Consider the following 23,106-nt stretch of genomic DNA (forward strand, 5'->3'; position numbering starts at 1 on the left):
CAAGATATTGAAATCATACGGCTTCTGCTTAACCGTTGATCAATGCATTTCATTTTTCCCTCAAACTGGATAACTTCCGCCATGAAAAAATTTTTAGTGCTGGCAATCGCCCTTGTATTTTTAGCCGGTTGTCAATCAAAGTCACCTGAAGTAATCACCCCACAAATTGTTCCCCAACCTCAAAGCATAACGTACGACCTTAACAAGCATTTCAACCTGAATAGCCGACCAATTCTTCTCTCTGAATCGGAAAAGGCTAATGAAGTGATGCTTTTTCTACATGACTATTTCAAGTCTGTGGGTTGGGCTTCTGAGCTGCATGAGTCTGGAAATGCTCAAATCCATTTCAAAGAAAATTCAGAGTTGGCCGAAGAGGCCTACGCGCTTACAGTAAATCATGAAGGTGTGACCATTGAAGCCTCCACTTCCAAGGGCTTCTTCTATGGTACGCAGTCTCTCATTCAAATGCTTCCCGCAGACAAGCACATTGCGGTACTCCCGTTTATGACCATCAATGATGAACCTCGCTTTGCGTGGAGAGGGCTCCACCTTGATGTTGGTCGTCATTTCTTTCCTGTTGAGTTTGTGAAAAAGTATATCGACCTGATGGCATTCTACAAGCTCAATACCTTTCACTGGCACTTGACAGAGGATCAGGGATGGAGAATTGAAATCAAGAAATATCCAAAATTGACGGAAATCGGAAGCCAGCGCAAGCAGACGATGGTGGCCAAGAACTTCGACCCATATGTGGGTGACGGAAAGCCTTATGGCGGGTTCTACACCCAAGATGAAATCAGAGAAGTGGTTGCTTATGCAGCAGAAAGACAAATTACCGTTGTTCCTGAAATAGAAATGCCCGGTCATAGCCTTGGTGCTTTAGCTGCCTACCCTGAACTGGGCTGCGGACCGGGTCCCTATGAAGTAGGCACCAGATGGGGAGTCTATGATGACATCTATTGCCCTAGTGAAAAGACCTTTGAGTTTCTGGAGGATGTATTAACCGAAGTGATCGATTTGTTTCCAGGAGAGTATATCCACATAGGAGGAGATGAGGCACCGAAAGCGGTTTGGAAAAAGAGCAAATTGGCCCAACAGGTAATCAAGCGTGAGGGGCTTAAAGACGAGTTCGAGCTTCAGAGCTATTTTATCAAACGCATGGAGAAATTTTTGGTCAATAAAGGCAAAAAGTTGATCGGCTGGGACGAGATCCTAGAAGGCGGACTAGCACCTGAGGCTACCGTAATGTCTTGGCGCGGTGTAGCCGGAGGTATTGAAGCGGCAGAAGCCGGCCACGATGTAGTAATGTCTCCAAATGCCGACATGTACTTTGACCACTACCAAGCTGACCCTGCAACTCAGCCTCTAGCTATTGGCGGGTTTACAACCCTAGAAAGTGTCTATCACTATGAACCAATTCCTGCAGGTCTAGAAGAAAAACATCACCGGCATGTGCTAGGGGCCCAAGCTAACGTTTGGACCGAGTACATGAAGACCTCTGACTATGTAGAGTATATGGTATACCCAAGGGCCTTAGCCTTATCCGAAACTGTTTGGACCCAGCCTGAAAACAAAGACTGGGAGGGTTTTCAAAAGAAATTGGGCCATCAATACAGCTTGCTAGATGCCCGAGACGTCAACTATTTTATTGATGTGCCGGAAGGCTTAATGGATGGCCTATCTTTAGCCGATGAACAAACCATTAGCTTAAAGACAGGCTTAAAAAAGGCAAAAATCTTCTATACTTTAGATGGAACCGACCCAGACGATAAGGCCAACCTCTATACAGGTTCTTTTACAGTCGATTTGTCCGCAGGACCAATTACTGTTAAAGCCGTAGTCATTGGTGCAAATGGAAACTCAAGTGTAGTCCGTACTGCTCACTATAAAAAAGCTCAGTTAGTCAGTGATATCCAACCGCTCAAAGCCGATGATGGCTTGAGAGCATCATTATTTAAAGGCACCTTCAACAGTGTTACACAACTCGAAGGCCAGGCGGCTAGTAGCTCTGAAGTTGTGACCTCCATCGACCTGCCGAAAAACATGCCTCTCACCTTTGGTATGCAATTTCAAGGAATGATCCAAGTGCCAACAGATGGCATTTACACATTCCATACGCGTTCAGACGATGGCAGCGCACTTTGGATACATAACCAAATGGTAGTAGACAATGATGGCCCACACGGTCCCCAGGAGGTACAAGGGCAAATTGCACTAAAAGCAGGTTTTCATCCTTTTGAAGTACGCTATTTCGAAGCTGGTGGTGGGGAAACATTGCGCATACTGATCGAGGGGCCTAACATGGAAAAGCAAACCATCCCAGCCAGTATGCTTAAGCATTGAGAGCGCCTTCGGTCAAAGGCCAATGTTATTCTTAACGTGTGTTAACGCTCACATCATTTTGCAACTTCTCTAGTAGGCTCTCTGTATATTAGGGAAACGGTCATTATGAGAAATCTTATTGTAGTAGCACTTCTGTTGGTCGGTAGTGTGGCAAAGGCCAATGAGCCTATTGTTTCATTACCCTTCGAAATCCATCTGGGACATATTTATATCAAGGGACAAATCAATGATGGAAGGCCCATCAATATCGTATTTGATACGGGCGCTGCAGCCAACCTAGCCAGTGAAGAAGTGGCAGATGAAATCGGGATTACCACTGCTGGTACGCAGACGGTAATGGGCGCATCGGGTCCTGTCTCTATCAAGGCTTCAACTAACAACCTTCTGATGTTAGGGGAGGAATTAGAACTTAAAAATCAACGTTTCTTGGTGATGAACTTAGATCACCTGGGTGATCCGGACTACCCACTTGATGCGATTATTGGCGCAAACATTCTCAACCGATATACGGTAGAAATGGATTTTGAAAAAGGGCTTATCAACCTTTTTCCGCGCAATGGATTTACTGCACCCGAGGGTTATGAAGCGCATAGCATTTCACTAGCCCCTTTCAACATCCCTATTATTGAGGGTAGCCTTATCGTATCAGACGATGAGACTGTTACCGGTCCCTACTTAGTCGATACTGGTGCTGCCTTGGCCTTGCGCATTAATACGCCAACCGTCAATGAAAACGAATTAGTAGAGAAGGTAACTCCTAACTATGAGCATTCTGGAAGAGCTCTTAACAATTCCTCAATAGATAAAGTAGGAAGACTGAAAAGCTTTACGGTGCTCGGAGAATCTTTTGAAGGAGTACCTATTAGGATGGCCAGCGTTACCACCGGAGTCAGTAGCATGAGCAATGTGAACGGAATTCTCGGGCTTGAAATTCTCAAACGCTTTAATACGATCTATGACTATAAGAAACAGGTCATGTATACTAAGAAGAATAGCCTCTTCAATGCTCCCTATAGGGAAAATAAGAGTGGGTTAAAGCTGAAAAAACGTCAAGGATACCTAGAGGTTGAAAACGTTATCGCCTCTTCCGCTGCGGAAAAAGCAGCCATAAAAAGCGGGGATCGCATTCTGTCTGTGGATGGAAAGAAAGGGATGACACATGATGAATGCCAAGCTTATTTATCTAGTGTAAAGGGTTCCGTGACTTTGGAAATCATGCGCAATGGTAAGAAGCTTTCTGTCTCTTTAAAACCCGCGTTCATGATATAAATCGATCCCTCTTGGGGCTTATCAAAAGGCAATGCATCCTTTGGTTAAGACTTTGCGTCTTTGATAAAGAGTTTAATTTCAGGATATTAGACTTGGTCAAACCCGTCAATAGGCGGGTCAACTCAAAACTTAACAGCTATGCTCTATTCTTATTTCCGCACTGCCTTCCGCAGCCTGCTCAAAAACAAAGCTTTCTCTTTTCTCAATATTATCGGCTTAGCCCTCGGCATGGCCTGTTGTATGGTCATTTTTCAGTATGTGACTTTTGAAAAGAGCTACGATAAGTTCCACTCCAATGGTGATAATCTTTATCGCGTTCAGTATAACAGCTATAAAGACGGTGTAACCATTTTCGAGTGTGCTGCCGCTGTGCCTGCTGTGGGTAAGGCGATGAAAGAGAATTTTCCAGAGATAGAAGACTATGCTATTGCCTTTCCTGCCGATGGTGTGGTCTCTTATGGTGATGTAAACTTTAGAGAAGAAAGGATACAATTAGCTACTCCTTCCTGGTTGACCATGTTCGACTGGCAACTGATTCAGGGCGACATTGAAACGGCCTTAGATGGTCCTAAGAAAATGGTGCTTACAGAAAGCACCGCTCGAAAATATTTCGGCACGGAAGACCCCGTGGGCAAATACCTCAAATGGAGCAATAGCTGGTTTACGGAAGACTATCTGATAACAGGTGTAGTAAAAGACGTTCCTAATAACTCGCACATTAAGTTTAGCATTCTCGCTTCTCACTCAACACTCAGAGATATCTCTCAAGGTGAGTCTGAAACTTCATGGGGCTGGTATGATCACAACACCTATGTCTCGCTGAGTCCAGGGGTTGATCCAAAAGATTTTGACAAGCGATTTGCTGCATACCTATATGATTTGAAGGGAGAGGAGTTTGAGAGAAACGGAAGGCTTCAGGAGTTCGTTCTTCAACCCATCAATGATATTCACTTAAAATCTAACCTGCTTCAAGAGTCCGAACCGGAGGAAAATGGCGATGCACAGTCCGTTTATTTCCTCGGTATTCTCGCCATATTCATTCTAGTCATTGCTTGGGTTAACTATATCAACCTGGCTTCGGCTAAGTCGATGGAGCGTGCCCGCGAGGTAGGTGTCAGAAAAGTGCTGGGCGCTTATAAAGGTCAGTTGATTCGTCAGTTTATTGTTGAGTCCATTGTGGTCAACTTCCTTGCCGCCATTGTATCCGTTGGGATTGTGGCCTTGGTACTGCCCTACTTCAATAATCTTACGGGTTCACCGCTATCATTGGCTTTGATATTCAATTCAGGTACATGGCTGATCGTATTGTCTGTATTCTTAGGCGGTGCTTTCCTATCAGGGCTTTACCCTGCATTTGTGCTTTCCTCTTTCCGCCCAATTGTAGTGTTAAAAGGCAAGTTGAGTACTTCTGGAAAAGGAGTGGTGTTGAGAAAGTCACTCGTCACTTTTCAGTTTCTTTCTTCAGTCTTTTTGATTGCGGGAACTATCATTGTCTATCAACAAATGGAGTTCTTGAAAAACCGAGACCTTGGTTTTCAGATGGAATCTACCTTGGTGCTTAAGGGCCCAAGTGTGCTACAAGTCGACTCTCTTTATGCCAATTACCTAGAAGGGTTTAAAAATGAGGTGACAAGCCTTGCAGCGATATCTGGTTTAAGTACGGCTACCAATGTGCCTGGAGATGAGATCTTCTGGACCAATGGAGCGAAAAGGGCAGAGGCACCTAATTCAGACTTTAAAACCATTTACCATGTCGGTATCGACTATGAGTACATCCCCAACTTCGATATAGAAATACTTCATGGTAGAAACTACAGCCGGGAATTTGCTACGGATGAAAACAGCATAATGCTCAATGAAGCGGCTACCAGGTTTCTAGGCTTCGAAAACCCTGAGGACGCGATCGGCCAAAAAGTTACTGATAGCGGCCAAGACAAAGAGGTGGTTGCGGTACTTGACAACTATAACCAAATGTCATTGAAGAGTACCATTGCCCCAATACTTTATCACCTTCAGCCTAATGGAAACTCTTTCTATGCTTTGAGGCTTCAAACGAATAATACATCTCGTCTAACGGAGCAAGTGAAGGCTTCATGGGACAAATTCTTCCCTGGAAACCCCATGGATTATTTCTTCTTAGACAACTTTTTCAATAGGCAGTACGCAAAAGAAGATCAGTTCGGAACAGTGTTCAGCATCTTCTCCATTCTTGCGATTATCGTTTCATGTTTGGGGCTCTTTGGCCTATCTGCTTTTAGTGCATTGCAGCGTACTAAGGAAATTGGCGTACGCAAAGTCTTGGGCGCTTCGGTGTCGAATATTCTGCTGCTGCTTTCTCGAGAGTACTTCTTGCTGATACTACTTGCCGTGGTTATTGGAACACCATTGACCTATTTCGTCATGGATGGATGGCTAAATAACTTTGCTTATCGTACAGATATTGGTCCTCTGGTCTTTGCCATTTCTGCAGTGGTTGTTTTGTTAGTGGCCTTATTAACGGTCAGCTACCAAACCATTAAAAGTGCAAGGATGAATCCATCGAATACCTTAAGGTATGAGTAGGTGTTGGGGAATTAGGTGAAAAGTAAACAGGAATCGGTAATCAGAGAGTCGGGGAATTAGGGCCGTGTATAATCTCAGTTCTAGAAACTCTTATTAGGGCGTCATTCCGGAATTTTTATTCCTAAATTCAAGAGGGAAAAAAATATCCGGAACCTACATCGTTAACAAGCTATGAACCTTATTGGTAACATTATATGGATTGTATTTGGCGGCTGGATGATCGCGCTCGAATACATCATTGGGGGCATTGCCCTATGCCTGACCATTGTGGGGATTCCCTTCGGTATTCAGTGCTTTAAATTGGCCATACTAGGTTTTGCCCCTTTCGGACAGCAGATAGAGCCCGGCCGAACACTAAGCGGTTGCCTCTCGCTTCCTTTAAATATTATCTGGTTGGTTTTTGGAGGCTTCTGGGTATTTCTCACTCACCTGATCTGGGGCCTGCTCTTTACCATTACCATTATCGGTATTCCTTTCGGTGCGCAGCACTTTAAATTAGCCGGCCTAGCTTTTGCTCCGTTTGGGAGGGGGATATGAGTAAGTTAGTCTTGAAGTTCCAAATCCAAAACGAACCTATCGCCAGTAATCACGGTATTGAAAATCGACCCTAAAAGGATTCCGGATATTATGATATTGGCATTCTCCATTAGTTTTCTTTGTTCTCCCAAGCCTATGAATCCTACAAGCTCTCTTAACTTGTCAAGTGTCATAGCATCTGACCTGTTTAACCTCTCTACTAACTCCGAAGCGAATCTACCGATATCATCAATCAACTCAATCGGGTTGTTTTTAGAGCGGTCTTTATTCGTCCAGTTTTCTTGCAGCCCTGGAGCGTCAACAGAAGCTACAAAATTCTGAAAGTTCATTAAGATATCACCAATTTCGCAATCTAAGGCCATAATTTGTAAGGACTCCCAGACTGTCTCAAAGCTTCTTTTATCCAAGGGAAATTGCATCAAGTTCTTGGAATTTCCGTAGCAAAAATTGACCCACCAAAACGTTTTCTCAATTTCCTTATTACTTACATTTCTTAGCTCAAACCTGACTCCGCTACCAAGCCTTAAGCCTGGTACTGCGAGCCAAAAAGACCTTTTCCAAGAGAATTTACTCCCCTTGCTTTCAGGACTAAAAAACTTAGGTGCGTTTTCCGTGGACAAATTTATCCTTCCCTCACTTACTGGGACAGCTACTTCATCTAGGCTCGTTTCGAGCATACTTTGAGCAATATAATAAGTCAACAATGGCGGAACCGCGTTGCCTATCATTTTCAGTTTGCCACCATAGGAGTTGCTGTGGAACTGATAATCAGCAGGAAAGGTTTGAACACACCCTCGCTCTCGAACGGTCAGCCTTCTGTACTTCTCAGGGTCATCTTCAATTATTATGCTCTCTCGTGATACCCTTGTACAGAGGGCCGTTATAGTTCTCGAAGGTCTATCAAGAATATCCGGGAAGGACATTTTATTGTAAACAGGGTGATGGGTTTTTGAATCAGAGTTGATACGTTTTTCCTCGTCCGTTAATGGCGCCTCATGAATATTATCTGTTAGTGTCTTTAGTGAGTGGCCATAAATCGGGTCCAAGAGGTTTTCTCGCTTTAGGCCCATGACTACTTCTCCAAGGGTTCTTCTTGGAGTAACTTCCTGATATGATTCGAAAAGCCCAAAAGGAAATCTTCCCGCAATCATTCTTTTCCGGTTTTGAGGAACTCCGTAGTCCGCGGAGTTGTAGACTTTAATGACTCTGAACTGATCGTCAAAAAGGTGTGAGTATCGTTCCAGGGGCCCACCCTTTTCAATACTTTTCTCTATTATACCAGCCACTCTAGGAACATTCTCCATCGCCCAGTATTTCGGCTTTATGTAATCCACTACTTCAAGAAATTTTGCTACATCAACTAACCCATCTACCAAATCACCATTTCCACCTCTATTGGCAAATGAAAATTGCGTGCAAGGCGGGCTTCCAACCACAAAATCGATTTCATCTTTTGGAGGCAAATCACTATGGACATCTAATTCCCTAATGTTTTTTTCCTTATGCTTAGTTCCAAAATTAGCGTTGTGGGTCTCATTGGCATCCTTCCACCATTCAAAAGAGGAAACCACTTCTATTCCAGCCATCTTGAAGCCAAGGGTCCAGCCGCCTATCCCACTGTATAAATCAATCGCTTTCATTTTCAAAATTTAGTTTAGACTGAACAGATTTCTTTTCACGCCCGTAGTGGACCTTAGCTTCTGTTACTTTCAAGATTTCTTGGTAATCTTCTTCTGTTTCCAAAATTGAGGCTATCTCATCACTTAAGTATGTTAACTTGAGGTACGACTCAGGCGTATCAAACAAGTCGGATACAACCCTTATAATATCTCCAACTCTCTTCTTTGGAAACCTATTTTCATTCTCAATTCTACTAAGAACTGCTACGTCAACATCAAGTGCATTCGCAAGCCGTCTTTGTGTCCATTGCTCTTTTTCTCTCAGTTCCTTTATCTGTTGGCCAAAGGATTTCATGACATAATTTTATTGATAAATTTTATCTTGACAAAATTTATCAATACAAAATTTATCAATACATCACGAAATATGAGGCTCAGCTTCAAAGTTCTAAGCAGGCCTTGGTCCTATTTCCGATAAACTAGAAACATCTTCAACTGGTTGATCATTTAGATATGCATTTATTATTCTGTACAAATTAGCCGACCTTCCTTTTCTAGTTATATCCTTTATTCCATCGAATTGAGATTGAGAAACATCGATTATGGGCGTTTCATTGTCGGAATAAATTCCAACCATGAGAATAGGGAGGGTAATCGACAAATCGGCAGAGGGTAGCTCCCTTATGCATCTCTCAAAATTGGTAATGTTAGAATCAATCCGTCTTGCAAGACTATTCATCGGTACGATGCACAACCCCATGTTTATCAAATTCTTTGAATACGCAGTTTGAAATTTAAATATATCTGAGTACCATCTAGACATATTTCCAAATTGTACTTCAGATTGTATAGTAAGGCCATTAAAATCCTTTTTGAAGTCAGCCTTTAAATTGGAGCCCTTTATTCCTGTAGCATCAGGGTGAAACTGCCACCTGTGAGTTGATGAAAAGCCTACATCAAAATATGCATTCAATAGCTGTTGAACTACCTCTAAGCCAGCATTCTTACGCGACTTTCCTGGCCAAATAAATAAAGGACATTCTCTTATGACTGCTGAAATCTCATGAATTGCTGCAGCGTAGGTAGGATGTTCAATTATTTCTCTCGCAAACCTATAGCTGAAAATCTCAAAATTCATTAAGCAGAGATTCTTTCCTTCCCTATTCCAATCAAGACACATGGGCAAGGATCACCTACGCCTCTGTCCATTCTAGTAGTCAGTTTCTGCATGTGTGTAGTTGAGGTTCCATACTTGGATGAGCATAATAAACGTGCAATGGCAGCGACTGACTCTTCTCGATCAAAACTTACCATATTTGATATTCTTGCACTTGCCTTCTGGGATAAACTTAACTTTTCTGACAATTGCTCAATACTATAAGGGTATATATCGTTCAGAAATCTTTTATATACTTCTATCAACTCCTGCTGAAGGCTTTCGCCACGGGTGATTATTATACCAAGCGTAAGTTCTCCTAGTTGATGTAGCTTTCTAAAGTTTTCTAAATCTCTATCAAAGAATGGGTCCTTATTGTTCCACTCGATTTCTAAGCCAATATTTCCTTTGCCAAACTCCTTGTAATGATCAATCTCATGGCTTTCAGAGGTAAGCACTTTTTCTCGTACCTTATGCTCACTCTCAATATTGATCTTTTCCCAGTTGTGCTCATAAAGTTTGTCTCTAAGGTTTTGTGTTATTGAGCTTAACCCTCCACCAGCAGAAATTAGTTGTGTCTCAGTAATTTGGAACTCTTCAAGTACCTTCTCTAAATCTGATAGAGCATCCTGAAAATGATCCTTAATAATTGAGTCTGCAAAACGTGTGAAGTAAACTTCGTATCCAAAAACTGTGAGTACTTCGGGGTTTTTGTAATAATTTGACATAATGATCAAAAAAGAAATATAATAAATCCAAACCGCAAGATGGCACATGGATACCATCAATTTACTTTAAGAAACCTAACTCTTAGTCCCCACCAACAACTCTCGGATATCTACATCAAGTTGTTCAGCAATGCGAGAGAGCATATCTATGCGGGGTTGCATTTCGTTGGTACACCACTTAGAGACAGTGGTTTTATTGACATCTAGCTGTTCGGCTAACCAGAGGTTGGTTCGGCCGGTCTCGGCCAGTACGGCCTTGATCCGATTGAGTCTTTTTGGCATGTGGAGCTTGTTTACCCCAAATTACCGAATTCATCGCATCTATTTCTTGTCAGACAATTGCTTTTAACTACACTTTAGTTTGTTTTAATTATACTTAGTTTGTTTTATAATATTATTTAAAATATATTGAAGCTATTATATAGATGTTTAAAACAACTATATCATATGATTCAATTGACTACTAGATTTCTCTGTACCCAGATGCGATAGGGAAGAAGCAAACATCAACTGATCATAGCCTTGCTGCCTCTTTACGGAGCTTGTACCACTTCACAGATGGTGTGGTGGTTGAGGCCTTAAGGTTTTGATCGTGTTTGGTTATCCAAATTGTTGTGTTTTGTGTAAGGCGACAAAGGGCTCTCGATACTATATGCACCCATATCAGTACCGAGGTCCTTTTCGTGTTTTAAGATGCTTTCGTCTCTGGTTTGTCCCCCTCCGACCTTGCGCCTTCGCTTCACAACCGCTAAAAGCTAATGCGAACGCGGTAAAGCTTCAGCGTAAGCGTTCGAGCACCTTGTCTGCCGATAGGCAGGCTCCCCCATGGTGAGATAATACCCACTCCGACCTTCGGTCACCCTGTCTGCCGACAGGCAGGCTCCCCCTAAAAAGGGGAGGATTTAGTTTTCTTTAAGGTAATTCGTAGGCTCGCCCTGACAGGGAAGGGTTTAACTAATAAAAAAAGCGAACCTTGCGATTCGCTTTTCTTTGTTTAGAGGGCTGAGCCCGTGTGTCCAATGGACGATTATTTTTAAGTAGGAATACCCCCTCCGACCTACGGCCACCTCCCCCTTACAGGGGAGGAATAGGACAGATTATGCGAAGAAGTAAGGGAACTTACCTTCTTTAATCATGGTATCCGCTACTTGTCTTCTGAGCTCTTTGGTGTTCACCAAATCCATTTTAGTGAATCGTTTTAAGCCCATTAACATTACCTTTTGCTCATCGCCTTTGGTGAATGAAGCAATGGCTTCTTTAGCCGCGGCATTCACTCTGTCTACGGCTTGCGCCATATAGATTTGTGTCATCGCGATGTAATCTGCACAGGCTTCTTCACCTCTCATGCTGATCAGCTTCTCTGTTCTAAGCATAGCCGACTCTACCGCGTAAATCTCGATTAAGATATCGGCTAGGTTCATCATCACCTCTTGCTCGTCTTCGATACGGTCTTGCAAAGCCATCGCGGCCTTTCCACCTACCATTAAGAAGACCTTCTTCAAGTTTTTGATCACCTCTTTCTCGGCATTGAAAAGTACTGACTTGTCGATGGTTGAGAAAGTTGGTACAGCAGTCAATTCTTTGGATACGGCCATAGCTGGCTCAAACATATTGAGTTCACCTTTCATCGCACGCTTAAGGATCATACCAATCATTAACATGCGGTTGATCTCGTTGGTCCCTTCGTAAATTCTCGCGATACGCGCATCTCTATAAGCACGCTCCATTGGAGCATCTGCTGAGTAGCCCATTCCTCCATAAACCTGAAGGCCTTGGTCTACTACATAATCAAGCACTTCCGAACTGTGGATCTTTCCGATGGCACATTCGATCGCAAATTGCTCCACACCTTTCAGCTTCGCTTGGGCATCATCCATTCCAGACGCTACCAAGTCATCCATTTTATCTTCAATATTTTGTCCGGCACGATAGTCCAGAGACTCTGTCACATAAACACGCGTAGCCATTTCGGCTAGTTTGTGTTTGATCGCACCGAAACTCGAAATAGATACATCAAACTGCTTACGCTCATTCGCATACTGTGTCGCCTGAGAGATGACTGTTCTACATCCACCCAAAACACCGGCTCCGAGTTTAATTCGGCCAATGTTGAGAATGTTCACCGCAATCTTAAATCCATTTTGTCTTTCGGAAAGCATATTCTCAACAGGCACTTCTGTGTCGTTGAAGAATACCTGACGTGTAGAAGATCCCTTGATTCCGAGTTTCTTCTCTTCGTCATTCATGGTAATACCATTGAAGGTTTTCTCCACAATGAATGCAGTAAGGTTTTTATCATCTTCGATCTTGGCGAAAACGATAAAGAGGTCAGCGAACCCGGCATTAGAGATCCACATTTTCTGACCTGTGATTTTGTAGTGGCTACCGTCATCAGAAAGGACCGCTTTGGTCTTACCTGAATTAGCATCTGAACCCGCATCTGGCTCCGTCAGACAGTAACATGCCGCCCACTGACCTGTAGCCAGTAATGGAAGGTATTTCTGTTTTTGCTCTTCGTTACCATAGTATAGAATCGGAAGCGTACCAATACCCGTATGGGCGCCATATGTCGTAGAGAAAGATCCTGCCGCACCAATAATATCCGCGATCAGCATACCCGTATTGAAACTCATGCCGAGTCCACCATAGTTTTCCGGAACGGAAATCCCTAACAAGCCCAGTTCGCCCGCCTTCTTGAAAATTTGCGGAACCAACTCCGGATCCTTCATACTATCGATCTCATCCGCCTTTGGGGTGATTTCGGTATCGATAAAGTCTTGACAGGCTTGCGCCATCATTTTTTGCTCTTCGGAAAACTCTTCTGGAATGAAGACTTCCTGGGCATCTGTTTCTCTGACAAGAAACTCGCCTCCTTTAATTGAATGTTTAGTAACTGTAGTCATGTGATTCGTAATTAGTATTGCGTCATTCGTAGCACGACCTAACGCAAGCTCTTTTTCAAATTGAAAAGCATTCTTTGCAAGTGATCTATCTCCTCACTTATTGATTCAAATGCTTCTTTTCCTATTAACTCTAAGTTTTTTGCTATGATCGTTTGTGTTTCTATTTCACAAAGCGAACCACTGGCAATTCCCAAAAACTGACCAAACTCTCCTTTTGTGTTTCGACCAGCACCTTCCGCGATATTTGATGGTACGGAAACGGCTGCTCTTCTTAGCTGACTTATCAAACCAAACTTCTCCTCTGCTGGAAAATCTTTAGTCGTCTGATAAATCAACTGAGCAAAATCAATTGCACGCTTCCAAACTTTCAATTCTTTATAGTTGTGCATATTTATAAAATTGATGTACGCGTATCGAACATCGTATTACGTACTACGCCATACGCCCTACTATTTCAGGAACTCGTAGATTCCTGCTACTCCCTGGCCACCACCAACACATGCTGTGACCATACCATATTTGGCATTACCCATTCTCCTCATTTCGTTGAAAAGCTGAACCGACAGCTTAGCACCAGAACAACCTAGTGGATGGCCTAATGCAATTGCCCCTCCATTCACATTTAATCTAGAACGATCTAGGTCGAGCTCTTTGATTACTGCTAATGACTGCGCTGCAAAAGCTTCATTCAGTTCAATTAAGTCCAAGTCGGACTGTTTCAAACCTGCTTGCTTCAAGGCTTTTGGCACTGCCTCCACTGGACCGATACCCATTATTCTTGGGTGTACCCCGATCGCTGTGTAAGTCACCATTCTAGCAATTGGTTCTAACTTCAATTCTTTCACCATCTTCTCGGACATCACCATCACAAATGAGGCGCCATCTGAAACAGGTGAAGAGTTACCAGCTGTCACCTGTCCGCCTTGCGCGAACACCGGTCTCAAACCACCGAGTACGTCCATCGATGTATCTCCCCGAGGTCCTTCGTCCTTATCAACCGTGTATGACTTCTCGTGAATTTTTCCATCAGGACCAACTACTTTGTCAGTCACCTTGATCGGTACAATTTCATCATCAAACTTACCGGCTGCCTGTGCTGCAACAGCTTTGGTATGAGATTCCAGAGCAAATTGATCGGCTTCTTCTCTATTGATATCAAACTCTTTGGCTACTTGCTCAGCCGTTAGGCCCATGCTGAGGTAATAGTCATTATGTTCAGTCGCTAGCTTGTAATTCAATGCCGTTTTGTATCCCATTACAGGAACCATTGACATGGACTCTGTTCCACCAGCTATTATGCAATCTGCCGTCCCTGCATGTACTCGGGCCGAAGCCAAAGCAATTGCTTCAAGGCCTGAACCACAATACCTGTTGACCGTGACACCAGGCACCTCGATCGGCAAAGACAAGAGTGAAATCATTCTGGCCATTTGCATGCCTTGCTCTGCCTCGGGGACCGCGTTACCCACGATCAAATCGTCCACGCGTTTCGCGTCAAAGCCATCGACTTGGCTTACCAAATGCTTGATTACATCGGCAGCCATATCATCAGGGCGAACTGTTTTCAAAACACTTCTTTTTCCCCTACCTACTGCCGTTCTATATCCTGCTACTATATATGCATTCATTAGATTATAGATTATAGAGATCAGATATTAGACTACTGACCTCTTAGTTTATTCATTAAACCAATTATCATTCTTTGTACTTCAGATAATTTGGTCGTCATCTCGTTAAATGCAGAACTCTCTAAATAACTCAAGTCTGCCGATACAATTAACTGGCTTTCTAGCTCATAAGATGAGCCTAGTGCCATATCCAGAAAACGGGCAAAATCAGTATCTGTCCCTCTTCCGGCACCTTCTGCTATATTAGACATCACAGATACTGCGCATGATTGCATCTGTGATATCAAGTTGAATTTCTCACTCTTAGGAAGTTTGGCGGTTACCACATAAACTTCCTTGACCATTATTCTCGCCTTTTGCCATACCTTCAATTCTTTAAAGTTGTGCATGAGTCTAATGTCTAAAATCTGATATCTAGTTTCTTAAAGGTTTACCCTTGAAAAGAATGCTGTGAATCCTTTCGAGTGTTTTAGGCTCAGCTGTTAACTCGACAAACATTTGTCGCTCTAAATCCAGTAAATACTGTTCCGATACTTCTTGTGGGAATGTCAAATCACCGCCACACATAATCCAACCTAGCTTGCGAGCAATCTTCGCATCATGTTCAGAAATATAATTTCCAAGCAACATGCCATTGATTCCTGCTTCGAAAAGCGCCAAACCTGTTCGTCCCTGCACTTTGATATTCTTTCTCTCCATCGGTTGGGTATAACCTGCTTCGTGAAGTTCAAGCACTTTGGCCTTAGCATCCGTCAATAGACGCTTGCGGTTCAGGGTAATCCCATCTTGAGGTCTCAAAATATGCATAGCCCTAGCCTCTTCTGCCGAAGTCGCAACTTTCGCAGTGGCGATGTTCATAAAGGCCTCTTGCAAGCGGTTTAACTCTGGGTCTCCACCTTCAATAGAGTCCGCAACTCTCATTGTCAACTCTTTGGTTCCGCCACCACCCGGGATCAAACCAACACCAACTTCTACTAGACCTATATATGTTTCGGCATGTGCTTGAATGGCGTCACAGTGAAGTGACAATTCACAACCACCCCCGAGAGCCAAGCCTGCTGGCGCGGATACAACCGGAATCGAAGAGAACTTAGCGCGTTTCATCGTATTCTGGAATTGTGCTACCATTAGGTTCACTTCATCGAACTCTTGGTCGCCCGCAAACATGAACAACATTGCCAAGTTGGCTCCTGCTGAGAAATTCTCTCCTTCGTTACCAATCACCAAGCCTTTATAATCTTTCTCTGCCAAAGAAATAGCCGTCTCGATGCCTTCGATCACTTCTTGGCCAATAGCATTCATTTTTGTATGGAACTCTAAGCAAAGTACTCCATCTCCAATATCGAAGATAGTTGACCCTGCATTGCCCCACACCTTATTAGTTTCTCTGATGTTTTCGAGAATTACTAAGTCCTCCGTTCCCGGAATTGTCTTGTAAGACTTAGATGGAATGTCATAATACTTCTTAATGCCACCTTCAATTTTGTAGAATGACTCGTGGCCTGCGTCCAACATTTCGTAAACCCATTCGGCTGGCTTCATATCCATGCCTTCCATTTGTTCGACCACCGACCTGACGCCTAGTAAGTCCCAAGTATCAAATGGGCCCATCTGCCATGCGAAACCTGCGCAAACGGCCTGGTCTATTCTGAATAGTTCGTCCGAGATCTCAGGAATACGGTAGGTTACATATTTGAATGTATCGTAGAAGGTCTTTCTGTAAAACTCTCCTGCTTTGTCATCAAAGTTGACGAGTGTCTTGATTCGAGCCTTGAGGTTTTCCTCATCTTTGACCGCCTCTAGCGCTTTGAATTTTGCTCTTGTGCGATCACCATATTCGAATGTCTTAAGATCCAATTCTTGGATAACTCTTTTTCCATTCGCGTCTTTGGACTTTTTGAAATAGCCCTGACGAGACTTATCACCAAACCAACCACGCTCGTGAACTTCCTTGACGATGCCCGGTAGTACAAAAGCTTCCTTGGACTCATCATTAGGAAGGCCAGCATATAGGTTGTTAGCAACATTCACTGTTGTATCTAAACCAACAACATCCATTGTACGGAAAGTGGCCGACTTAGCTCGACCAATGATTGGTCCAGTCATTCGGTCGACTTCACCAACAGTGAGCCCCATTTCCTCAATGGTATGCATTGCCGACATGATGGCGTAAATCCCGATACGGTTAGCAATAAATGCAGGAGTGTCTTTACACAAAACAGTTTCCTTACCTAGATATAGGTCACCATAGTGCATTAGATAATCGATGATTTCTGGATCAGTCTTCGGCCCTGGAATTATCTCTAACAACCTCAAATAACGGGGAGGGTTAAAGAAATGTGTACCACAAAAATGCTTCTGAAAGTCTTCGCTTCTTCCTTCACACATTAGGTGCATAGGAATACCTGAAGTGTTTGATGTGATTAATGTCCCCGGTTTACGGTGCTGCTCGACTTGATCAAAAATAATCTTTTTGATATCAAGCCTTTCTACGACAACTTCAATGATCCAATCGACATCGGCTATTTTAGCCATATCATCTTCAAAGTTTCCGGTCTTCACTCTCTTCGCAAACGACTTGTCATAGATAGGTGAAGGCTTAGATTTTAGCGCAAACTGAAGTGCATCGTTTACAATTTTATTTCGTGCTGCCGGGTTGGCTTTTTGGTCATCAGCCAAATCTCTAGGAACAATATCCAACAGCAATACTTCCACACCGATGTTAGCGAAATGACAAGCTATTCTAGAGCCCATTACTCCGGAACCTAATACTGCTACTTTCTTTATACTTCGACTCATGTGTTTAGAATATTGATTTTGAATCTATCAATTGATTAATCTTGGTTATTACTTCGAAGAATGTATCTAGTTTTTCGACAGCAATCGATTGCCTAATGGCTTCATTAAATCGAATGACTGTTTCCCTTGATACTCTTCGCTTTTCCTGGCCTGTTTCTGTAAGAAAGATTCTGACTGAACGACCATCGTGAGGGTCTTTCTCACGGTAGATAAAGCCTTTCTCTTCCATGCTCTTGAGCATTCGTGTCAAACTTCTGGATTCGAGCCCCATCAAAGGAGCAATCTTAGTTGCAGGAGTGCCTTCAGTTGGGTCTATATTCAAGACCACAAAGGCCATTGAAGTTGTGCTTTCATGTTGAACCGCCTGTTGATTATACATTCGGTAAATGGCATGCCAGCACATTTTAATTTGGTGATCTACGGTTTCTTCTCTCTTCATAAGGCTTTGAGGTCTTACGAATTTAGAAAAAATTTGTTATGCATGCATACTATTTTTTTGAAAAATAGATGTTGATCAGTCGATAACTGCTATTTAGTTATTGTCTAATCTCTGTACTAGGAATATAGTGGTGAGTGTGGAGCTGACAATGGCTGCTATGGTGCCAAAATTCTCAAGGAATTTGCCCGGCTCTCTTTCTCTTTTTGCTGGTTTGGCAGAAACAGTAATTGTTGCCCCATCCAAGACTTTCGGGTTCGAAAACCAGCCTACTTTTCTTGTGAATCCGTTTGGTTGAGTCAAGAATATCTTCTTAGCGTTTTTCGTCTTCCCTCCAGAGTTTCTCAGATACGCTCTTACACCTAGGTTCTCTGTAAACTTCTGAAGTGACGGGTTAACCACTTCACCTTGCACACTAATGGTATAAACAGACTCAGGGAAATAAATCTCATCATTAGGTTGCAGAACGATATCAAACTTGGTATTTCCTTTATTAAATAGGTCATCAAAAGAAAAAGCTAAGCGTTGACCGTTTCGAGTGAAAGTCGCCCCAGGAAGATATGCATTGGGTGATAGACCACCTACCTTGTTGATTAATTGAGAGAGAGTCTCCCCTTTGCTCTCGAGATTGTATGTACCGGGAAATTTGACTTCGCCTCCAACACTTACCCTTCTTTGTTCTGAGGAGCCTGGAATATTGTCTACAGAGACATTGTCGTTATGTTCTAGGAAATAACTTGAAGTGGATTTAGTATTTATACCCACCAAATAGCTCATGTCTGTTTTAACCCTCTTCAACTCGGCTATTTGGTTTCCTGTAAAATCGAACTTCTCTCTAGAAACTGTGACTGAATCTTTGAAGGAAGTTCGTACAAAGCCCCCTGCTTGCAATATCAAGTCTTCTACTGTCATGCTATCCGTTAACAGAAAGCGACCCTCATTCTTAACTGCACCACGAATTGTGACATATTTATCCAGTATCTCATTGATATCACGGCTATAAAGAATCACCTTGTCTTTAGGCCTTAAAACAGCATTAAACCTCTTATCCAAGACGTTATCCAAATTGAATGGAACTACTTGATAGTCTGTTCTGCCCTCTTGATACCTCAACAGGTCAGCCCTGCTAGTCAAAATTCTATTTTGATATTCTAGGTCCTCTATGTTCGCAGACATAAAGATTAAATCATAGAGCGTAAAGTTCTCTCTCCACAAAACAGTCTTTGGCTCAGAAAGAAAGCCCTCGATGGAAACTGTTTGTAGGGCCCCTAATTCCTGATCATTATAAATTTTTACTGAGTCATCGGGTTGAAGGCTCAAGTCAGAATTAATTTGGCCACCAATAATATCGGACAAAGAAAGAGATCTAAACTTCAAATCGCCATTTCGATCTTTTCTGAAGAGGTCAATTTTTTCAAAGTAAGTGTTTGGTCTTAAGCCTCCTGCATTTTCAATTAAAGAACGGATAGTCATGTCCTCTAACAGCTCATACTCACCTGGTCTAAACACAGAACCGGCAATTGTCACAAGGTTGTCGAACTTATCTAGCACCTTACTAAAGGTGATCTCATCTCCGTCTTGAATACGAAAATTCACACCATCCTGCAAAAGTTGATCATAATCAATAGTGATAATTTCTCGGTCAAAAGCAGAATCGTCATTTCTACCAATAAGAGGCTTGATTCTCTTGATAGTAACTCCACCAGTATGAGCTGAAGGTTTTAGGCCACCAGCGAAACCCAAAAGATCAACTAAGCCTTCTCCTGATTTCAATTCGTAAATTCCCTGTCGATTCACTTCTCCCTTCAAGGATATACTATTCAGTCTACTTTGAATGAAAATGACATCATTACTCATTAGTCTCAAGTCTTCAGAAATTGACCCTTTGATCAAGTAGTCATATAGATCGACTGTCGAAACAAATTTGTTGTTTCGAAAAACTTTTATGTCACGAAGTGATCCTGAAGTTTTTATTCCTCCAGAAGCGTAAAGCGAGTTTAATGTTGTGGCAAAAGCATTGATAAGATGGGAGCCGGGGTTATTTGACTCTCCCATAACCATAATTCTGATCGGTCTAAGTTTGGTTAACGAAACATCTAAGAAGATTTTGTTCTTAGTCAAACCTGAATAAAAACGAGATAAATACTGCTTAAGCCTCTGGTTCAAGTTTTGATAAGTAGTACCTGAGACGAACACCTGGCCAACATTCGGCATAAAGAGGTTTCCATTGATGTCAACGATTCCTTCAAACTGAAACTCTGCTTCTCCCCATAGGTAAACACGTAATTCATCTCCGGGGCCAACAATGTATCCAGGGTCTATATTACCAACAAGTGCCTGTTGATTTGCATATGGGTTATTATTGAAAACATCATATCCAAAATATTTCAGTCCATCCGAGTCGTCTGGCTTTTTCGTGACATCCACAGTTGGGGCAATTTGACTTCGGTCATCCTTTATCTCAGTTGTATAATCTACTAAGTCGGGTTCAATACTGTTTATAGGTTCAGCTGAGGTAGTTGTTGCTTCTTTATTGAGAACATATTTTTGAAGGTATTGATCATAATCTAAACCATAGAGTTTGGCTTGTCTTCTTGCATCTGCCTCTGACATCCCTCTTTTACGAAGTTCAGCCTGAATTTCTTCAAGGGTATCAATCCCTCTTTTTTCAAGTTCCTGCTTAACTTGTTGTTCCGATTGACCAAGGGCCATTAACGGTGCAAGCAACAATAAGTATAAAAAGATACTACTTACTGCTAGGTATTTTAGTTTAGTGCCTATCATTCCTTATTCCCAAAAAAATTCACCAGCTTACATTTTTGGGGAATCAAAAATAGTAAAATTCTGGTTTACAATATACTATTTGAGTTTTGTTGACAAATTGTTGGCAGAAACATGACACGTGGGTCACAGATCATTAACATCAAAATCAGGACCTTTCCCGTAGCGAATAAGATCATAAAGAGAGTAGTTCTCTAATGTATAGATGTCCTTGAGTTGGCAGTCACCATCAGACATTATCTCCAACACTTCGAAGTCAAAGGATTCTCCGAAATTGAGAAGCCGGAATTTCTTACCTACCCTTAAATTGTTAAAGGAATTTGCCATTAAATATACCTAATTCTCGTTGTTGAAATCACCGCGAAGCTCCCTGAACCTTGTGCGAGCTTCGGCAACGAATATACTCCCAGGAAACTTTGTGAGTAGATCATTATAAACTGTCATTGCTGATTCAGTGTTCCCAAGGTCATCTTGGTGGATAATTCCTGTCAGAAATAAAGCATCATCTCCTAGTATTTCGAAATAATGGGCTTCGTTAATCTTATTTAGCGATAACAGTGCGCTATCAAAATTCCCTAACTCTCTTTCTGTTTGAGCTCGCAGATAAAGTAACTCATCTACAATAGAGTGGTAATTGTACTTAACCAACATCGAGTCCATGGCCTGTAAGGCCTCTAACTTCTGATTTTGAAATAGTAATAATTCAATACTCGCATATTCTTGCATCACCACATCCGTACTATCAAATACCGTATTGTTCTTTATAAGAATACTGAGGTCTAACGCATCGTTGGCAATCTCTCTTGACGTAGCGAGTTTTAAAATATCTAAGTTGCTCTGAGCAAGCTCGAAATCACCTTTGAAGTATGATAGCTTTGCGCTTTTGAGTTTGGCGGTATAGCCCAAAGGTTCGTCCTTAAACATCCTTTCAACTTGACCATAGAGCAAAATAGATTCCCAAGGTTCTTTGTTAAGTAGGTATATATCTGCTAGGTCCATTTTGGCTTCCGCTACAACATTATGTCTACCTACCTGTTGTTCTAGCATGCTTGTGAGGGTTTCTATGGCATTGTCAATTTCGTTAAGTTGAAATGCCTGTAACAAAGCTATGCGCCTCTGAGATTCCATCACTGAAAACACATCTCTCGATTCAGAAATATAGACTTCGTACCTTTTAATAAGATCTCGAATCGCTGTGGTATCTACTGGATAAGACTTTTTAAGAACCTCTTCTTCTGAGAGTAAAACATAACGTGAGGCAAGTCTTCGGCTCGGACTCTCTGGAAAATCTTCAATTATGTAACCAAATGCCTTCTTTGAAGTTTTGTAGTCCGAATTTCTAAATGAAATCATTGCCACGTTCATTATATTATCGCCATTATTAGCTAGTCTTCTATCAAGTGCTCTTGCTTGTCTGAGTGCCGCTGAAAAATTCTTCTGTTGAAGATGGGTCCATACTAAAAGGTTATTGTAAGTACTATTACCCGCTTCCTTTTGAATGACGTTGTACAATGACATTTCGAGAGTATCCAAGTCCGCAGGTTCTTGTAAATATCGTTGAAGTGAATTTTTTACATAATTCAAGTTTTGGGGCTGATTCTTAGAAAAATTGAGATACTCAGAAATCATTGGCTGCTTTTTGTTCATCAGTCGATAAACATTGGCTAAATCGAGAGCAAATAAGTCTTCCTGTCCTAAGGCATTTCTTCCTTTGATATAGGTATCAAGTGCCTTATCCCTAAAATTCCTTTCAAAAAATACTTGTGCTAGAAATCGGGTCTCATTGGATTTCTTTTCTACAGCAGCCTTGTCGGTAATCTTTTTAATGACATTTTCGAGCAATTCGTTTGCTTTATCCTCTTCATTTTGAGTCCGGTAAAGCACTCCTAAATCCACTTCATAGATGAAATTTGTGGGATTATTCTTAACCACATTTTTGAGGTACTTCTCTGCTTCATCGAATTCCTCCATTGTAAGAAGTAATTTGAAATACGTATCGTGAATTCTCGAAATATTTCGTCTGTTTCTCGCAAGCTTCTGAAATTCCTCCTTGGCTTTTTCAAATTCACCCTGGTTGTAGTATTCTTTGGCAATTTCAACGGGATCATTTGTTTGGGCATGTGCATAATTTGAATTAATGATGATGCAAGCTACAGCAGTAAGGCAAGACTTTATCAACAGTTTCAACACACTCATATTAGTATATTATTCTTTATATAAACTTAAGTTGTTTCTATTAGGGCTGTGGATATGTGGAAATCTTTTTCGATTCACACTAATCTAAGACATTTGTTTACGAAATGTTTGCAATACAGTTATTCTTCACAATTTATGCACTTGTTAAT

The 23,106-nt window shown here is 42.0% G+C and carries 18 protein-coding genes; 4 read left to right on the forward strand and 14 right to left on the reverse strand.

Annotated elements, in window-relative coordinates; genetic code table 11:
• Positions 1-81 precede the first annotated feature (81 nt).
• From J4E76_RS09770 to J4E76_RS09785, 4 genes are all read left to right on the forward strand, one after another.
• The gene (locus J4E76_RS09770) at positions 82-2,343 is read left to right on the forward strand and encodes a family 20 glycosylhydrolase (RefSeq protein ID WP_208503621.1); all 2,262 of its coding nucleotides are present in this window, start codon (positions 82-84) and stop codon (positions 2,341-2,343) included.
• A gap of 105 nt (positions 2,344-2,448) precedes the next feature.
• Entirely contained in the window at positions 2,449-3,612 is a 1,164-nt protein-coding gene (locus J4E76_RS09775) for an aspartyl protease family protein (RefSeq protein ID WP_208503623.1), read from the forward strand.
• 138 nt (positions 3,613-3,750) lie between these two features.
• Complete coding sequence (locus tag J4E76_RS09780; protein ID WP_208503625.1) at positions 3,751-6,174, forward strand: ABC transporter permease; 2,424 nt, start codon at positions 3,751-3,753, stop codon at positions 6,172-6,174.
• 171 nt (positions 6,175-6,345) lie between these two features.
• A complete protein-coding gene (locus tag J4E76_RS09785; RefSeq protein ID WP_208503627.1) occupies positions 6,346-6,711 on the forward strand; it encodes a YccF domain-containing protein in 366 nt (121 codons plus the stop codon).
• A gap of 5 nt (positions 6,712-6,716) precedes the next feature.
• On the opposite strand, the gene J4E76_RS09790 is transcribed toward J4E76_RS09785, so the two are convergent.
• From J4E76_RS09790 to J4E76_RS09855, 14 genes are all read right to left on the reverse strand, one after another.
• Positions 6,717-8,351 (reverse strand): DNA cytosine methyltransferase, encoded by a 1,635-nt coding sequence (locus J4E76_RS09790; protein WP_208503629.1) that lies wholly within the window; start codon positions 8,349-8,351, stop codon positions 6,717-6,719.
• Positions 8,338-8,685 carry a helix-turn-helix domain-containing protein gene (locus tag J4E76_RS09795; RefSeq protein WP_208503631.1) on the reverse strand — a complete coding sequence of 116 codons (348 nt, stop codon included), beginning with the start codon at positions 8,683-8,685 and terminating at the stop codon, positions 8,338-8,340. Before J4E76_RS09795 ends, J4E76_RS09790 begins: the two co-directional genes overlap by 14 nt.
• Before the next feature lie 93 nt (positions 8,686-8,778).
• On the reverse strand, positions 8,779-9,468 hold the full coding sequence (locus J4E76_RS09800; protein WP_208503633.1) for a BglII/BstYI family type II restriction endonuclease: 690 nt from the start codon (positions 9,466-9,468) through the stop codon (positions 8,779-8,781).
• Positions 9,468-10,214 carry a BglII/BstYI family type II restriction endonuclease gene (locus J4E76_RS09805; protein ID WP_208503634.1) on the reverse strand — a complete coding sequence of 249 codons (747 nt, stop codon included), beginning with the start codon at positions 10,212-10,214 and terminating at the stop codon, positions 9,468-9,470. Before J4E76_RS09805 ends, J4E76_RS09800 begins: the two co-directional genes overlap by 1 nt.
• Positions 10,215-10,289: 75 nt before the next feature.
• Positions 10,290-10,496 (reverse strand): helix-turn-helix transcriptional regulator, encoded by a 207-nt coding sequence (locus tag J4E76_RS09810; RefSeq protein WP_208503635.1) that lies wholly within the window; start codon positions 10,494-10,496, stop codon positions 10,290-10,292.
• 815 nt (positions 10,497-11,311) lie between these two features.
• Entirely contained in the window at positions 11,312-13,117 is a 1,806-nt protein-coding gene (locus tag J4E76_RS09815) for an acyl-CoA dehydrogenase family protein (RefSeq protein ID WP_208503636.1), read from the reverse strand.
• Positions 13,118-13,155: 38 nt separating this feature from the next.
• Complete coding sequence (locus J4E76_RS09820) at positions 13,156-13,506, reverse strand: four helix bundle protein (protein WP_208503638.1); 351 nt, start codon at positions 13,504-13,506, stop codon at positions 13,156-13,158.
• A 60-nt stretch (positions 13,507-13,566) separates the two neighbouring features.
• The gene (locus tag J4E76_RS09825; RefSeq protein WP_208503640.1) at positions 13,567-14,745 is read right to left on the reverse strand and encodes an acetyl-CoA C-acyltransferase; all 1,179 of its coding nucleotides are present in this window, start codon (positions 14,743-14,745) and stop codon (positions 13,567-13,569) included.
• A gap of 32 nt (positions 14,746-14,777) precedes the next feature.
• Positions 14,778-15,134 carry a four helix bundle protein gene (locus tag J4E76_RS09830; protein WP_208503643.1) on the reverse strand — a complete coding sequence of 119 codons (357 nt, stop codon included), beginning with the start codon at positions 15,132-15,134 and terminating at the stop codon, positions 14,778-14,780.
• Between the two features lie 25 nt (positions 15,135-15,159).
• On the reverse strand, positions 15,160-17,544 hold the full coding sequence (locus J4E76_RS09835) for a 3-hydroxyacyl-CoA dehydrogenase/enoyl-CoA hydratase family protein (RefSeq protein ID WP_208503644.1): 2,385 nt from the start codon (positions 17,542-17,544) through the stop codon (positions 15,160-15,162).
• A 4-nt stretch (positions 17,545-17,548) separates the two neighbouring features.
• Positions 17,549-17,983 (reverse strand): MarR family winged helix-turn-helix transcriptional regulator, encoded by a 435-nt coding sequence (locus J4E76_RS09840; RefSeq protein WP_208503646.1) that lies wholly within the window; start codon positions 17,981-17,983, stop codon positions 17,549-17,551.
• A 93-nt stretch (positions 17,984-18,076) separates the two neighbouring features.
• Positions 18,077-20,764, reverse strand: a complete 2,688-nt coding sequence (locus J4E76_RS09845) for an SLBB domain-containing protein (protein ID WP_208503648.1) — start codon at positions 20,762-20,764, stop codon at positions 18,077-18,079.
• Between the two features lie 123 nt (positions 20,765-20,887).
• Entirely contained in the window at positions 20,888-21,088 is a 201-nt protein-coding gene (locus J4E76_RS09850) for a hypothetical protein (RefSeq protein ID WP_208503650.1), read from the reverse strand.
• Positions 21,089-21,097: 9 nt separating this feature from the next.
• Positions 21,098-22,948, reverse strand: a complete 1,851-nt coding sequence (locus J4E76_RS09855; protein WP_208503652.1) for a tetratricopeptide repeat protein — start codon at positions 22,946-22,948, stop codon at positions 21,098-21,100.
• Between the last annotated feature and the right edge of the window lie 158 nt (positions 22,949-23,106).

The organism is Roseivirga sp. E12 (genome assembly GCF_017592825.1).
Lineage (GTDB): Bacteria > Bacteroidota > Bacteroidia > Cytophagales > Cyclobacteriaceae > Roseivirga.

Bases quoted from the DNA above. Each gene is read 5' to 3' on its own strand.
- J4E76_RS09795 (WP_208503631.1), bottom strand. From the start codon at position 8,685: ATGAAATCCTTTGGCCAACAGATAAAGGAACTGAGAGAAAAAGAGCAA.
- J4E76_RS09820 (WP_208503638.1), bottom strand. From the start codon at position 13,506: ATGCACAACTATAAAGAATTGAAAGTTTGGAAGCGTGCAATTGATTTT.
- J4E76_RS09850 (WP_208503650.1), bottom strand. From the start codon at position 21,088: ATGGCAAATTCCTTTAACAATTTAAGGGTAGGTAAGAAATTCCGGCTT.
- J4E76_RS09780 (WP_208503625.1), top strand. From the start codon at position 3,751: ATGCTCTATTCTTATTTCCGCACTGCCTTCCGCAGCCTGCTCAAAAAC.
- J4E76_RS09790 (WP_208503629.1), bottom strand. From the start codon at position 8,351: ATGAAAGCGATTGATTTATACAGTGGGATAGGCGGCTGGACCCTTGGC.
- J4E76_RS09805 (WP_208503634.1), bottom strand. From the start codon at position 10,214: ATGTCAAATTATTACAAAAACCCCGAAGTACTCACAGTTTTTGGATAC.
- J4E76_RS09825 (WP_208503640.1), bottom strand. From the start codon at position 14,745: ATGAATGCATATATAGTAGCAGGATATAGAACGGCAGTAGGTAGGGGA.
- J4E76_RS09800 (WP_208503633.1), bottom strand. From the start codon at position 9,468: ATGAATTTTGAGATTTTCAGCTATAGGTTTGCGAGAGAAATAATTGAA.
- J4E76_RS09815 (WP_208503636.1), bottom strand. From the start codon at position 13,117: ATGACTACAGTTACTAAACATTCAATTAAAGGAGGCGAGTTTCTTGTC.
- J4E76_RS09770 (WP_208503621.1), top strand. From the start codon at position 82: ATGAAAAAATTTTTAGTGCTGGCAATCGCCCTTGTATTTTTAGCCGGT.
- J4E76_RS09810 (WP_208503635.1), bottom strand. From the start codon at position 10,496: ATGCCAAAAAGACTCAATCGGATCAAGGCCGTACTGGCCGAGACCGGC.
- J4E76_RS09830 (WP_208503643.1), bottom strand. From the start codon at position 15,134: ATGCACAACTTTAAAGAATTGAAGGTATGGCAAAAGGCGAGAATAATG.
- J4E76_RS09845 (WP_208503648.1), bottom strand. From the start codon at position 20,764: ATGATAGGCACTAAACTAAAATACCTAGCAGTAAGTAGTATCTTTTTA.
- J4E76_RS09775 (WP_208503623.1), top strand. From the start codon at position 2,449: ATGAGAAATCTTATTGTAGTAGCACTTCTGTTGGTCGGTAGTGTGGCA.
- J4E76_RS09835 (WP_208503644.1), bottom strand. From the start codon at position 17,544: ATGAGTCGAAGTATAAAGAAAGTAGCAGTATTAGGTTCCGGAGTAATG.
- J4E76_RS09785 (WP_208503627.1), top strand. From the start codon at position 6,346: ATGAACCTTATTGGTAACATTATATGGATTGTATTTGGCGGCTGGATG.
- J4E76_RS09840 (WP_208503646.1), bottom strand. From the start codon at position 17,983: ATGAAGAGAGAAGAAACCGTAGATCACCAAATTAAAATGTGCTGGCAT.